This window comes from Wolinella succinogenes DSM 1740, assembly GCF_000196135.1.
In the GTDB taxonomy this organism is placed as follows: Bacteria; Campylobacterota; Campylobacteria; order Campylobacterales; family Helicobacteraceae; genus Wolinella; species Wolinella succinogenes.
This window is the reverse complement of record NC_005090.1, coordinates 1,947,234-1,960,538: the sequence shown is the minus strand read 5'-3', so window position 1 is coordinate 1,960,538 and position 13,305 is coordinate 1,947,234. Positions and strand designations below refer to the sequence as shown.

Annotated in this window: 15 protein-coding genes and 1 tRNA gene; 14 read left to right on the top strand and 2 right to left on the bottom strand. The window is 49.2% G+C overall.

The window, feature by feature from the left end:
• Position 1 precedes the first annotated feature (1 nt).
• The 14 genes from lptA (at position 2) to WS_RS09680 (ending at position 10,870) form a co-directional block, all read left to right on the top strand.
• On the top strand, positions 2-541 hold the full coding sequence (lptA, locus tag WS_RS09745; RefSeq protein ID WP_041571922.1) for a lipopolysaccharide transport periplasmic protein LptA: 540 nt from the start codon (positions 2-4) through the stop codon (positions 539-541).
• Positions 525-1,127, top strand: coding sequence for a ribosome biogenesis GTP-binding protein YihA/YsxC (gene yihA, locus WS_RS09740; protein WP_011139847.1), 603 nt, complete (start codon positions 525-527; stop codon positions 1,125-1,127). Before lptA ends, yihA begins: the two co-directional genes overlap by 17 nt.
• Positions 1,124-1,582 (top strand): N-acetyltransferase, encoded by a 459-nt coding sequence (locus WS_RS09735; RefSeq protein WP_011139846.1) that lies wholly within the window; start codon positions 1,124-1,126, stop codon positions 1,580-1,582. The genes yihA and WS_RS09735 overlap by 4 nt, the downstream gene beginning before the upstream one ends.
• Complete coding sequence (locus tag WS_RS09730; protein WP_158305218.1) at positions 1,531-2,004, top strand: hypothetical protein; 474 nt, start codon at positions 1,531-1,533, stop codon at positions 2,002-2,004. The genes WS_RS09735 and WS_RS09730 overlap by 52 nt, the downstream gene beginning before the upstream one ends.
• On the top strand, positions 2,001-3,836 hold the full coding sequence (gene mrdA, locus WS_RS09725) for a penicillin-binding protein 2 (protein ID WP_011139844.1): 1,836 nt from the start codon (positions 2,001-2,003) through the stop codon (positions 3,834-3,836). Before WS_RS09730 ends, mrdA begins: the two co-directional genes overlap by 4 nt.
• Positions 3,823-4,815 carry a UDP-N-acetylglucosamine 4,6-dehydratase (inverting) gene (gene pseB / locus WS_RS09720; RefSeq protein ID WP_011139843.1) on the top strand — a complete coding sequence of 331 codons (993 nt, stop codon included), beginning with the start codon at positions 3,823-3,825 and terminating at the stop codon, positions 4,813-4,815. The genes mrdA and pseB overlap by 14 nt, the downstream gene beginning before the upstream one ends.
• A gap of 1 nt (position 4,816) precedes the next feature.
• Entirely contained in the window at positions 4,817-6,028 is a 1,212-nt protein-coding gene (gene coaBC / locus WS_RS09715; protein ID WP_011139842.1) for a bifunctional phosphopantothenoylcysteine decarboxylase/phosphopantothenate--cysteine ligase CoaBC, read from the top strand.
• On the top strand, positions 6,025-6,795 hold the full coding sequence (locus WS_RS09710; protein ID WP_011139841.1) for a hypothetical protein: 771 nt from the start codon (positions 6,025-6,027) through the stop codon (positions 6,793-6,795). Before coaBC ends, WS_RS09710 begins: the two co-directional genes overlap by 4 nt.
• Positions 6,792-7,478, top strand: coding sequence for a di-trans,poly-cis-decaprenylcistransferase (locus tag WS_RS09705; protein WP_011139840.1), 687 nt, complete (start codon positions 6,792-6,794; stop codon positions 7,476-7,478). The genes WS_RS09710 and WS_RS09705 overlap by 4 nt, the downstream gene beginning before the upstream one ends.
• Positions 7,479-7,528: 50 nt before the next feature.
• Positions 7,529-8,389 carry an ATP phosphoribosyltransferase regulatory subunit gene (locus WS_RS09700; RefSeq protein WP_011139839.1) on the top strand — a complete coding sequence of 287 codons (861 nt, stop codon included), beginning with the start codon at positions 7,529-7,531 and terminating at the stop codon, positions 8,387-8,389.
• 5 nt (positions 8,390-8,394) lie between these two features.
• Complete coding sequence (locus WS_RS09695; protein ID WP_173355318.1) at positions 8,395-9,645, top strand: adenylosuccinate synthase; 1,251 nt, start codon at positions 8,395-8,397, stop codon at positions 9,643-9,645.
• An 8-nt stretch (positions 9,646-9,653) separates the two neighbouring features.
• Positions 9,654-10,097, top strand: coding sequence for a flagellar export protein FliJ (locus tag WS_RS09690; protein WP_011139837.1), 444 nt, complete (start codon positions 9,654-9,656; stop codon positions 10,095-10,097).
• On the top strand, positions 10,094-10,693 hold the full coding sequence (locus WS_RS09685; protein ID WP_011139836.1) for a MotE family protein: 600 nt from the start codon (positions 10,094-10,096) through the stop codon (positions 10,691-10,693). Before WS_RS09690 ends, WS_RS09685 begins: the two co-directional genes overlap by 4 nt.
• Positions 10,694-10,779: 86 nt before the next feature.
• A tRNA-Ser gene (locus WS_RS09680) sits at positions 10,780-10,870 on the top strand.
• A gap of 134 nt (positions 10,871-11,004) precedes the next feature.
• Here the strand turns inward: WS_RS09680 and WS_RS09675 are convergent.
• Both WS_RS09675 and WS_RS09670 read right to left on the bottom strand, forming a co-directional pair.
• On the bottom strand, positions 11,005-11,880 hold the full coding sequence (locus tag WS_RS09675) for a hypothetical protein (RefSeq protein WP_041571919.1): 876 nt from the start codon (positions 11,878-11,880) through the stop codon (positions 11,005-11,007).
• Between the two features lie 2 nt (positions 11,881-11,882).
• Entirely contained in the window at positions 11,883-13,178 is a 1,296-nt protein-coding gene (locus WS_RS09670; RefSeq protein WP_011139834.1) for a deoxyguanosinetriphosphate triphosphohydrolase, read from the bottom strand.
• Between the last annotated feature and the right edge of the window lie 127 nt (positions 13,179-13,305).

Genomic DNA, 13,305 nt, shown 5'->3' with positions numbered 1-13,305 from the left:
GATGCTTCAAAAATGGGGGATGAGTCTGTTGTTGCTGGTTGGCCTAGCGCTTGCCAAGGATCAAGTGGAGATCACCGCGAAACATTTCGTAGCGGATGAGGCGAAAAAGACAACCCTCATTACGGGTGATGTAGTGGTGGTTCGCGGAGACGATCGGCTCATCACCGATAAGCTCACCGTCTTTTTTGATGACAAGAATCGTCCTCTTAAATATGAGGCGCAAGGCAATGTGAAGTTCGCCATCACGTTGGCTGATGGTCGAAAGCTCAAAGGCTACTCCAATAACGCACTCTATGATGCGCCAAAGAATGAATATCATCTTTTGGGGAATGCTTTCATGGAAGAGATCGGAAAGAGCAATACCGTCAAGGGCGAGAAGATCATCATTAATCGTGTGAGTGGGTTTGCTAATGTGGTCGGGGATAGCCAAAAGCCCGCCAAGCTTATCTTTATCTTTGAAGAGGATGAATCCAAAAAACGCCCCGCTCCCGCTCCGACCACTAATATGAATGAGAAGGGTGCGGATGATAACGGTAGTTGAGTCCTCTTTCCTCACCTCAGCCAGCGCTCTCTCTCAGACCCCACCTCCCAAAAACAGTGAGGTGGTTTTTATTGGGCGGAGCAATGTAGGCAAAAGCACGCTGATCAATCTCATTGTTGATTCCAAGGGATTGGCCAAGAGCTCTTCTACGCCGGGTAAAACTCAGCTGATTAACTATTTTGAGACCATTTGGAAGCGAGGAGAGGAGCGGATTCCTCTATGGCTGGTCGATCTTCCTGGGTTTGGCTACGCTAAAGTCTCCAAGGAGATGCGCAAAGATTGGGGGGAGAAGCTCATCCATTTTTTGCAAGAGAGACGCTCCATTAAGCTCTTTGTTCAGCTCATTGATGCTAGACATCCTGATTTGGCGATTGACGCGGAGGCGTGGGCGATGATTGGAGCGATTAAAAGAGGAGACCAAAAGGTGATTCGAGTTTTTACCAAGATGGACAAGCTCAATCGAAATGACCAAAAGAAGTTGCAACAGCGCTATCCTGATGCCTGTTTCACGGCGATGCTCGGCAAGGAGGGAATCGCCTCTGTGCGCGAGCGAGTGCTTAAAGATGTTTTAGGGGAAGAGGCGTGATAGAGATCAAAAAGCCAACTCTTAAAGAGGTGGGGGCAATGAGGAATCTTCTTCGTCCCGAGGTGGAGCGAGGCGTGATTTTGGAGCGCACCGCTGATGAGATTGCCAACGCGATTCGCTCTTACAATGTTGCATGGGAAGAGGGTGAGATCGTGGGCTTTTGCGCGCTCCATATTCACTCTCCCTCTTTGGCGGAGATTCGAAGCTTGATCGTCAAAGAGAGTCATCGAGGAAGGGGAATTGCCACGAGTATCATCGAAGTCTCGCTTAAAGAGGCGCTTGGGCTTGGGGTTAAAGAGGTGCTGGTGCTCACCTATCAGCGCACTCTGTTTGAGAAGCTTGGTTTTGTTGAGGTGAGCAAAGAGGCTATCCCTGATCATAAGATCTGGGCGGACTGCATTAAATGCAAATATTTTCCCATATGCGAAGAGATAGCGCTTATAAAGAGGTTCTAAAGACCCTCTTTCTGTTGGTGCTCATCGTCTCTTACGGTGCGCTAACGGATATGCTCTACTACCTTCCGCCACTTCTTGGGGTGGCGTTTGTCCTTTTTTGTAATTTCATGGAGAAGGGAAAGATTCACTACCTCTTTCCCATCGTGATCTTTTTGCTCTTTTTTGAGGCAACCAAGGGATTTTTGTGGCTTAGCTCCATCATCTTCTTCTTGATCTCCTACTATTTGGTTGTGCCCAAAGTAAAGCAGGTGCTTGGATGTGAGAAGTGTCTCATCCCACTTTTTGTCTTTTATGCCTATTTTGGCTTCTATCTCTTCTCTAATGCCATGGGATTGCTTCTTGGGGCCGGAACCCCCTCTATCTCTACGCTGCTTCTCTACTTTGCCATTGTGGAGAGCTTCTTTTTGGTGATTCTCCTGTGAGTGGTCGTCTGAAATTTTTCCTGATTTTTTTTGTTTCGGTTTGGGTGATTCTTGTGGTGCGAATCTACTTCATTAGTATCAAATCCAACACCTACTATGAAGAGCTTGCCAAGCGAAACATGATAAAAACCGAGTTTATCGTGCCTATTCGCGGACAGATTCTAGATCGAAACGGCGAACCTCTGGCGGTGAATGAGCTGGGGTTCTCGCTTGCGCTTCCGCCTCGCATGAGTCTTCGCTCTAAGCTAGCCGAGTTAGAGCATCAAGTAGAGCTTTTGGCAGAGTTTTTCCCTTCGCTCAACAAAGAGGAGACGATCAATCACTACAAGCGCCAAGATTCCCCCTACAATCATGACTTCATCAATGTGGTGGACTTTATCTCCTATGAGGAGATGCACCGCCTCTATCCTCGGCTTTTGCAGAGCGACTATATCAAGATTCTTCCCAGCACCAAGCGATTCTATCCCAATAAAACTACTGCCTCTCACATTATTGGCTACACAGGAAGGGCGGATACGAAAGACATCGAGCGCACTCCACTATCCAAATTCACAGGAATCGTGGGCAAAAGTGGATTGGAGCGCCAGTATAATGACTTTTTGCAAGGAGAGCTTGGCTATCGCAAGATCAAAGTGACCGCCTTCAACCAAGAGATCGAACTGCTTGAAGAGAAGCGTCCCGCCGAAAATAATGACATCCTTTTGACGCTCGATTTAAGACTTCAAAAGGCGATGGATGAAGAGTTTGCTGAGAAAAATGGCGCAGCGGTGGTGATGAATATCCACACGGGCGAGGTCTTGGCGGCAGGAAGTTACCCCGAATATGATATCAACGACTTTGTAGGGGGAATCTCTTACACCAAGTGGAACGCTCTGCGCGAAGATCCTCACAACCCCCTTCTTAATAAGCTCATCAACGGCACCTATCCCCCAGGCTCGGTCATTAAGATGGGGATTGGCATGGCGCTCCTTGAATACGCTGGAATCAATGAACACACCGTGATTGAGACGCCCGAATATATTGAATTTGGAGGGCGAAAGTTTCGAGATTGGAGGGTTGGAGGGCATGGAAGCTCTGACTTGGTCAAATCGATCAAACGGAGTGTGGATGTCTATTATTACAAGCTGAGCCAAAGGGCAGGCATGAGTAATATCGCCAAGGTGATTGAACAGATGGGCTTTGGTCGTCCCACGGGGATCGATCTGCCCAACGAGTTCTCAGGCATTGTCCCTAGTCCTGAGTGGAAGATGAAGCGCTTCAAGCAGCCTTGGTATATCGGAGACACCATCGTCTCCTCCATCGGCCAAGGCTCTTTTGCCGTTACTCCTCTTCAGGTGGCACGACACACGGCGCTTCTAGCGAGTGGGAAATTGCCCACCCCGCATCTTGCCAAGAGTTTAGGTGATATTCCAAAGATCTATGAGCCCCAAGAGGCACTCTCCTCTTTTCAAAAAAGCAAACTTCCCCCTATCCGTCTAGGGATGTATCAGGTGTGCAGCGAAGAGGGGGGGACGGCCTATTGGCACACACGAGCATCCAAAGTGTCTATCGCTTGCAAAACAGGAACGGCTCAGGTGGTGGGGATCTCCCAGACGGACAAAAAGCGAATCAGGGAAGAGGATATGGACTACTTTCATCGCTCCCATGCCTGGATCACGGGTTATTTTCCCTATGAAAATCCTCAGTACGCCGTTACGGTGATGGTGGAGCACGGGGGGCATGGAGGGAGCGCTAGTGGAGGAATCTTGGTCAAAATGGCGAATACTTTATCGGATCTAGGGTATATTGATACGAGCATAGAGAAGGGAGCTAAAGGCAATGTTAAACGGTAAGACGATTCTTGTTACAGGGGGCACAGGGAGCTTTGGAAAGCGTTTTGTGGCAGAGGTTTTGAAGCGCTATGAGCCCAAAAAAGTGATCGTTTTTTCGCGCGATGAGCTCAAGCAGTATGAGATGGCGCAGCACTTCACCGACAAGCGAATGAGATTCTTTATTGGGGATGTGCGCGATAGGGAGCGACTCATCAAGGCGATGGATGGGGTGGATGTCTGCATCCATGCCGCCGCGCTCAAGCATGTTCCCATCGCTGAATACAACCCAATGGAGTGCATCAAGACCAATATTCATGGGGCCCAAAATGTGATTGATGCCTGCTTGCTCAATGATGTCTCTTGCGTGATTGCACTCAGTACCGATAAGGCCGCCAACCCCATCAATCTCTATGGGGCGACCAAACTCGCCAGCGATAAGCTCTTCATCGCGGCCAATAATATTCGAGGAAGCAAGAAGACGCGCTTTAGCGTGGTGCGCTATGGCAATGTGGTGGGCTCTAGAGGCTCGGTGGTTCCCTTTTTTAAGCGTCTAGTGAGAGAGGGCGCGAGCGAGATTCCTATCACGGATGAGCGCATGACTCGCTTTTGGATCACGCTGGATCAAGGGGTGGAGTTTGTGCTCAAAAATTTGGAGCGGATGCATGGAGGGGAGATATTTATCCCCAAGATTCCCTCCATGCGAATCACCGACCTCGCCGAGGCGCTCGCCCCCAACCTTCCGCGTAAAATCATTGGAATTCGCCCCGGAGAGAAGCTCCATGAGGTGATGGTGCCCAAGGATGATTCTCACTTGAGCGTGGAGTTTAAGGATTTTTTCATCATCAAGCCCACGATACAATTCCAAACTTTTGTCGATTACCATGAGACAAGAATCGGAGAAAAGGGAGAGGCAGTGGAGCTTGGCTTTGAATACAATTCGCTGGAAAACACCCAATGGCTCACGCGCGAAGAGCTCATCACGATGAGCGAAGGAAACTAAAATGCTCCCCCTGCTTTTTGGTAAAAAGATTGCCCTAGGGGTGAGCTCTAGCATCTCTGTCTATAAAGCGCCTGAGATTGTGCGCCTGCTCCAAAAGCGCGGTGCGAGCGTGAAGGTCGTGATGAGCGAAGAGGCTAAGCGCTTCATCTCTCCTTTGGTCTTTGAGGCGCTCACCAAAGAGAGCGTGCTCCACGCTCAAAGCGAGTCTTGGTCAAGCGGCATTAATCATATCGCGATTGCCTCGTGGGCTGATCTCTATCTCATCGCTCCTGCCACCGCCAACACGATCAACAAGATCGCCGCGGGAATCGCTGATAATCTTCTCCTCTCTAGCTTCCTTGCCTTTGATGGACCCAAGATGATTGCGCCTGCAGCCAACACCAAAATGATCGAAAATCCTCTCACCCAAGAATCGCTCCGCAAGCTAGAAAAGCTTCGCATGGAGGTTATTGAGCCCTCCACTAAAGAGCTGGCGTGCGGCGATGTGGGCAAGGGAGCGCTTGAAGAGCCTCAAGAGATTGTGGAGCAGGTGACGCGCCATCTTCTTAAAGAGCCTTTTTGGGAGAATCGGAGCGTGGCGGTGAGTGGCGGAGGGAGCATGGAGGCGCTGGATGAGGTTCGATTCCTCACCAATCGCTCTAGCGGCAAGATGGCCGAAGCTCTCTCTCGCGCACTCTTTTATCGCGGAGCCAATGTGACGCTCTTCTCTTCGCTCGCCCCCCCTTCTCTCCCCAAGGCCATCGGGCATATTGGAGCAAGGAGCGCTCAGGACTATTTTGATCACCTCCATCAGTGGCAAAAGGCTCATCAAGGGCAAAAGAGTACCCCTTTTCTCTTTATGGCTGCCGCGATTGGGGATTATAGGGTGGCTACACCCGCTAAAGGAAAACTCAAAAAAGAGGCGCTAGGCGAGCGCTTCTCCTTGGAGCTGGTGCAGAATATCGATGTCCTCCAAAGCCTCATCAAAAAAGGATTCAAAACGATTGGATTCAAACTAGAAGAGGAGGGGGAAACAGCCTTTATAAACGCCAAAAAAGCGCTGGAGCGCAAAGGAGTGGAGGCGATCTGCCTCAATCTCATCGCCCAAGAGAGTCCTCTTGAATCGGAGCAAAATGAGATTTGGCTCCTCACTCCTCAAAAAGAGATCAAGATTCCAAGAGATGAAAAATTGGGCGTGGCCTTAGCCCTCTTAGATGAGGTCAAATCCCTGTGATTCAGCAGCTCTCCCAAGTCGCCGAGGTGCAGAATCGCTTGCAAAACTCTACGAGCGCTAAGCAGTTTAACGCCTCTTTGCCTGTGAGCCTTGAGGTGATGGAGCGGACGCACTCCATGCGCTATATGCTCAAGGTGGGCAACACAGCTCTGGAGACCAAAAGCCTCAAAGAGCTTCAGATCGGGATGAAATATTGGGCGCACATGGGCAAGAGTAGTGCGGGTTCGATTCTCCTCTCTAACCTTATCCCTCAGCCCGCCCTTTGGTCGAATCTCTCCAAAAGCGCTTGGCGCCTCTCCTCAAAAGAGATGGAATCGCTCCTTGATTCTTCTGGCGCAAATCCTTGGGATAAGCTCAGAGCGCTCCTAGGAGAGCGCTTGAGCATGGCGGAGAATCGCGGGGAGTTTCTCTTTTTGGGAAACCTTCTCCTCTCTTTGCAGCAAAAGGTGCTGACCCTTCCTTTGCGTTATGAAAATGAAAAAGATTCTCTATTGCAGATGCGCTCCAAGCGCTCCAGAGGCGGAATCACCGAGCTTGAGTTCTACTCGATCTTTGCCAATTTGGGGGCGATCAAAGGAAAGATTTTTGAGCCCGAAGAGGGAGAAGGAGCCCACCTCTATCTCTGGACGCTCTATGCGAGCACAGCGGCGCTTTTGGAGGGCGAGCTAGAGGAGCTACAAGGAATTAAAAAGACAACTATTGCCGTGGATGAGGGGATCACTCCCCTCTATGAAGCGGGCGATTCTTTGCTGAATTTAAAGGGTTGAGAGAGTTGAACGAGTTGAAGCATCTAGCCATCATCATGGATGGGAATGGAAGGTGGGCGCAAGAGCGCGGGAAGCAGCGCGTGCGAGGGCACGAAAAAGGGGCAGAGACGATTCGAGAGATCACCATGTTTTGTTCAAAAAGTGACATTTCATTCCTCACGCTCTACGCCTTTTCGACCGAAAACTGGAAGCGACCCAAGACGGAGGTCGATTTCCTTATGCGCCTTTTGAGTGACTATTTGAAAAAAGAGGCGGAGGTCTATCTCAAGAATAACATTCGTTTCAAAGCGATTGGAGATTTGAGTCGATTCTCTTCTCGGCTACTTGATGAGATAGAGACGCTCACCCAAAAGAGCGCTTCATGTTCTGGGCTAACGCAGGTGCTAGCACTCAATTATGGAAGCAAAGACGAGATCATCCGCGCGACTCAGAAGATGATTGAGGCAGGGGTGGAGGTGAGCGAAGAGAATCTATCGCGCTTTTTGGACACAGCTTTTGCACCTGATGTGGATATGCTGGTGAGGACGGGCGGGGATTATCGCCTCTCCAACTATCTCTTGTGGCAGAGCAGCTACGCTGAGCTCTTTTTCACTCCCACGCTTTGGCCTGATTTCACTGCAGGGGAGCTGGCGATTCAAATCGAGGAGTTTAAGCGGAGAAAACGGCGATTTGGTGGAATCTGAGCTTCAAGCGTAGTGTGCTATAATCGCTCTTTAACAAAAATCATTGAGGAATGGTCGTGATTTTGGAACATGAAATCCCTCAGGGGAGTCAACTCTACTTCGGAAAGAGCGCTCGACTTAAGCGACGCATCGAAGAGAGGGCAAGCCAGATCCTCTATACGGCAGGATTTGAAGAGATCATCACCCCCTCCTTCTCTTTTTTGGAGCATCAGAGGGATACAAGTAGTCGCGAGGTGTTGCGACTCAGTAATGAAAAAAACCACCAAATCGCGCTCCGTAACGACACAACACTAGATGTCGTGAGAATCATCACCAAGCGCCTAGGGCGGAGCACTGAGCATAGACGCTGGTTCTATATCCAGCCCGTCTTTAGCTATCCGACTAATGAGATTCACCAAATCGGAGCCGAATCTCTCGGTGAGGCGGATGCGAAGTCGATGCTCAAGGTGGCGATTGAGATTTTCCGCTCATTAGAGCTAGAGCCCATCTTGCAACTCTCCAATATGCGCATCCCCCTTCTTTGTGCGGAGCATAGCCGTTTGGGGCTTGAGGTTTTTGCCAAGATGCAGGTGGAGAAGATCATGGCGAGCGAGGAGTATCTTGGGGAGCTTTTGCAGATCAAGAATGCCCAAGACCTCCAAAGGGTGACCTCGAAGGTACCCTCTTTTTTGAAAGAAGAGCTAGAGAAATTGCGTGCATTGGCCGAGGGGATAGAGTATCCAAGGTTCGTGTTTGCGCCCCTCTACTATGCTCCGATGGACTACTATAATGGAATCTTTTTTCGGATGTTCGAAGGAAACTCCACGCTCCTCTCAGGAGGAATCTACGAGATGGATGAGCTCCAGTCATGCGGATTTGGGCTCTATACCGATCAACTAATTGAAAAAATACTAAGGCACAATGAAGGATGAGTGAAATAATGAAAGCGGATTTGGTTGTTGGGATTCAATGGGGTGATGAAGGAAAAGGCAAGATTGTTGATTCGATGGCTAGCGCTTATGATGTGGTTGTGCGCTATCAAGGGGGACACAATGCGGGGCATACCATCGTTGTGGATGGAAAGAAGATCGCCCTCCACTTGATTCCCTCAGGAATTCTCTATGCAGATTGCAAGAATGTGATCGGGAATGGTGTGGTGGTCAACCCCGAAGCTCTTCTTAAAGAGATGAAGCAGTTTGAAGCCTTAGAGGGGAGGCTTTTTGTGAGCGACAAAGCGCATATGATTCTTCCCTATCATGAGATGCTCGACCAAGCGCGCGAGAAGTTGATGGAAGAGCGCGCCATTGGCACTACGGGCAAGGGAATCGGGCCAGCCTATAGTGATAAAATCTCTCGAAATGGAATCCGTATGGGCGAGCTCCGCGATATTCCTAAACTCGTGGAGAAAATCATGGAGTATCAAGAGGCGCACGCTTACCTCTCTGATATTTACGGCGTGAAGCTTCTAGGGCGTGAAGAGATTACCGAGCGCATGAGCGACTACGCCAAGCGACTTCTTCCCTTTATTGTGGATACAACCAAGCTTCTTTGGGATGCAATGGACCGCGGGCAGAGGATTCTTCTGGAGGGTGCGCAGGGAAGTATGCTAGATATTGACCATGGCACCTATCCTTTTGTCACGAGCTCTACAACGACAGCTTCAGGCGCTTGCAGCGGAACAGGTCTAGCGCCCAAGCATATTGGCGAGGTGGTGGGAATCGCCAAAGCCTATTGCACTAGGGTGGGAAATGGTCCTTTTCCTACGGAAGATTTCGGGAGCGAGGGGAATCTCCTGCGCGAAAAGGGCAAAGAGTTTGGCACCACCACAGGGCGCCCTAGGCGATGCGGATGGTTTGATGCCATCGCCGTGAGACACGCCTGCCGACTTAATGGTTGCGAGAATCTTGCCCTTATGAAACTGGATGTTTTAGATGGATTCCCCGAGGTGAAGGTCTGTGTGGCCTATCTCTACGAGGGAAAAGAGATCGACTATATCCCCTATGATTGCGAGGGGGTGACCCCTGTTTATAAAAGCTTTGCAGGCTGGGATCATAGCGAAGGGATACGAGAGTTTGACGCGCTCCCTAAGAGTGCCAAAGAGTATGTCCTAGAGATTGAAAAGATCACGGGCGCGCGAGTCTCTATCATCTCCACAGGGCCTGATCGCAAAGATACGATTCGTCGATAGGAGGGATTGTGAAGACCAAATTCACCCAGTTTCTGCGCATCAAAAAAGAGGCGCTTAATGAAGCGGAACGGGCGATTTTGGTCGTGAATCGCGAGATTGAGCAGATGCAAGAGGAGATCGCCTCTATCTTGCGAGAGATTGCTTCCATCGCGATTCCTTCTTCAGGCGCTTACGCCGACTTTTTGAAAATCCAAGCGATTAAAAAAGCTCACATCGATGAGCTTGAATTTAAAAAGCTCGATCTTGCACACCTGCGCGAAAAGCGCCAAAGGATGCAAGAGCAACTCAAGCTCTTGAGTCTTGAGCATGAAAAGGCTAAATATCTCGATAAATTGGAGATTCAGAAGATGCTAGCTCTCCAAAAGCGCCAAGAAGAGTTGCAGATGGACGAGGTCTCGTTGTTGCTCTATAACACGCGAAATGGCTCATCCCAGTTCAAGGAGGAGGCGTGAAAAAGAGCATCCTGTGGCTAGGGGTGCTTTTGGCATCCACTTTGGTCTCTGCGGAGAGGCGTGAGCTTATTGATTGTAATGTGATTTTTGAGCAGCGCAAGAGTGAAATTTTGCGCGGAATCGAAAAGATCGATGAGCAGCAGCAAGCCTTGCAAGCCCTTCAATCTGCCACGCAGGCAATGCTAGATCAAAAAGAGGCGGCTCTTAGAAAACGCGAGGCAGAGGTGCAAGCGACACTCGCGCAAGTCGAGGAAAAAGAGACGCGGGTGAAGCGGCTACTCAAGCAAAACGAGGAGCTTCTCAAGCAGATCAAAGCCGCCAAAGATGACAAGATCGCTGAGACCTACGCCAAGATGAAAGATTCTAAAGCCGCGCCCATCATCGAGAATCTCTCTGACAAAGAGGCGGCCACCATCCTCTTTAGCCTAGAATCAAAGGATATGGGCAAGATTCTCGCCAAGATGAATCCCGCGCGCGCCGCTGAACTCACGGCGATTCTCCAGAAAGGACCTCCTTTTGAGGGCGCCACTTCGCCTGCACCGACCGCTCCTGTGGCACCTACGCCTCCGGGAGCTCCTGCGGCGGATGCGATCTAGGGGGCTGGGTCGCCCCGCATAAGGCATTTTTCAACTCTTTTGGATATACTTCCAACTCTTCAAATATCTTTTCTCCATTCGCGGATGGACCGGTGGGTGAGTTGGCTGAAACCACGTCCCTGCTAAGGACGCGTAGCCGCAAGGTTACCGAGGGTTCGAATCCCTCCCTGTCCGCCACTTTTCTAGAATCCTGCTGATATCATCTTCTTTAAGACTTTAAGATTGTTTGTATAAAATAGAAAAATATACTACCACCAAAATCTAGACAGTAATCCACACGAGCAGAAAAAGAAAGCAATATTATTTTCGCTTCATTTCGAGATTTTGCTGCGAACTACATTGTTGGCATTTTTGTAAGCCCCACATTCACTAGCAAAGATACATGTTGGATTTTCTTCAAGATCAAACCATCTGCGAGCGTCACAAATACCTGAATGAAAGTCCATGGACTCATGAGGAGATACATATCTTGCATACGCCCTTCCGTTAAAAATACCGCAGGTTTGCAATATCGGCTTGTCATCAAGCTGTGAGTACAAATATGCAAACACTCTGCCTAGGAATTGGTTTATATCTGCTATCATTTGATCAATTTCTGCAAATATATCATTAATTATTAATGACACTCCTTTTCTCTTCAAACCTGAGTGCATATAGACAATTTTTCCTGTTTCATCATTTTTGTGACAATTTCCTGTCTCTAGGTGCGTCAGCTCATCTCTAATTTTTCTAAAATCATCGTACCAAGTTGCTTCTTGCACAGCGATTATTAGCTGCTCAGGGAATCGCTTATCGATTTTTAAAGAAGAGACATTTTTAAAATACTTTCGAGTAGAATCTGGGATTCCTTGGTATTTTGAATATATTTTGCATATTACTGTGATTGAGCAATCAAGAGATGAATATAATTCCAAAATAATTGATTCTATGACTGCCGATAACTCTTTGGAATTGATGGCGCTGGAGTAACCATACTCATTTAACTCGACCTCGTCATTTTCTAAATTCGGGACTAGTTTTAACGCAAGATTCTTTAGTGTTAGAGCTTTACGAAAGTGACTTATAGTTCCCAACACTGCTCTTTTACCAGAATCGTTGAAATCATGAGTAGCGCTATAGAAGTTACTAAATTTTTCTAACACACCCCATTGCTCTGGAGTATAAAATATTATATTTCTCGATTTCATCCTCACCTCCCCATTCCGCCTAGTTGTCCCGCTAGATGGGTGGCATAGTTGTCCGTCATCCCTGTGATAAAATCAAGCACCGCACGATATTTCTCATAGAGGCTTTGCTCGCGTCTTGGGGCGTGGTGCCCGATGAGCATGAGGGCGTGCTTGGTCTTGAAGCTCTCTTCGCCCCTATGGAGGGAGTAGGCGGCATGGATAAGATTCTCTAGCAAGATTCCGATGGTGCGGTAGGCGCCAAGCTCTAGCTCGATTTTGCGAGGCTCGTTGAATATCTTCTCATGCCCCAGCGCCTTGGCCTTTTCTAATCCCTCGCGGAGACTCTTGTCGATAAAGAGCGAGACAAGGTCTTTGACCCCTTTTTTGGGAGTGAGGAGCTCATGCGCGATGAAGCTCTCAAGAGCTTGCTGGGTGAGGCGACCAATAGCGATCGCACAAAGCCTAGAGACCTTTTCATAGTCACTATTCCCTTGGGATGAGAGCGACTTTTGATACTCCTTTTCCCCGCAGAGTGGCAAAAATATCTCCTCCATCTGGTTGGCCTTGAGCATCCCTAGCTCCACGGCGTCTTTGATATCAAGGAGAGCGTAGCAGATATCATCTGCGGCCTCCATGAGATAGGAAAAAGGGTGGCGCAATAGCTCTGTCGCCTCCTTGAGTCCAAACCCCTCCAAGAGCTCCCTGGCGATCTTTTTTTCACTTTGGAAAAAGCTAAATTTCTTTCCGCCTGATCTTGGATCAATCGCCTCCCATGGATATTTGATCATGCTGGCTTGGGTGGAGTGGGTGAGGCGCATCCCACCCTCTTTGGGGTGGTTTTCTAGCTGGGTGATAATACGGAAGCTTTGGGCGTTCCCATCAAACGCGAGGAAGTCCGCCCTCTCCTCCATGGAGAGCTCATCCATGTAGGGGGAGGCGTGGTGGGTAAACCACTCTTTGATGATCTCTTCGCCTGCGTGGCCAAAGGGAGGATTTCCAATATCATGCGCTAGGCAGGCGCTCTGGATGATGGCGGCGACATCATAGGGGGAGTGGGGGCATTTTGGGTCGATTCTTAGAATGTGATGACCTACGCCAAGCCCCAGCGTGCGCCCGACACTTGCCACTTCGAGGGAGTGAGTGAGGCGATTGTGGACATGGTCATTTTTGGCGAGGGGGTGGACTTGCGTCTTTTTGGAAAGCCGCCTAAAGGGATTGGAGAAGATGAGGCGATCGTAATCAATGAGGAAGGGAGGCCTGAGCTCATCATAGGGGCTTTGGGTGCCTTGTCGTAGGGAGGAGAAAAGGGCGCGGTGCATGATCTTTGCCTTTGTTTTTGATAGGGATTATTATAGTCTAGGTTTGGTGCTTTTGGCTCTCTTTAGCGCTCAAAGCCCCTATGGAGGGCTTTCATTAGAAATTTACCTAAAGTCGTGTAGAATCCAG

Bases quoted from the DNA above. Each gene is read 5' to 3' on its own strand.
- lptA (WP_041571922.1), top strand. From the start codon at position 2: ATGCTTCAAAAATGGGGGATGAGTCTGTTGTTGCTGGTTGGCCTAGCG.
- yihA (WP_011139847.1), top strand. From the start codon at position 525: ATGATAACGGTAGTTGAGTCCTCTTTCCTCACCTCAGCCAGCGCTCTC.
- WS_RS09730 (WP_158305218.1), top strand. From the start codon at position 1,531: ATGCAAATATTTTCCCATATGCGAAGAGATAGCGCTTATAAAGAGGTT.
- pseB (WP_011139843.1), top strand. From the start codon at position 3,823: ATGTTAAACGGTAAGACGATTCTTGTTACAGGGGGCACAGGGAGCTTT.
- coaBC (WP_011139842.1), top strand. From the start codon at position 4,817: ATGCTCCCCCTGCTTTTTGGTAAAAAGATTGCCCTAGGGGTGAGCTCT.
- WS_RS09700 (WP_011139839.1), top strand. From the start codon at position 7,529: ATGGTCGTGATTTTGGAACATGAAATCCCTCAGGGGAGTCAACTCTAC.
- WS_RS09675 (WP_041571919.1), bottom strand. From the start codon at position 11,880: ATGAAATCGAGAAATATAATATTTTATACTCCAGAGCAATGGGGTGTG.
- WS_RS09670 (WP_011139834.1), bottom strand. From the start codon at position 13,178: ATGCACCGCGCCCTTTTCTCCTCCCTACGACAAGGCACCCAAAGCCCC.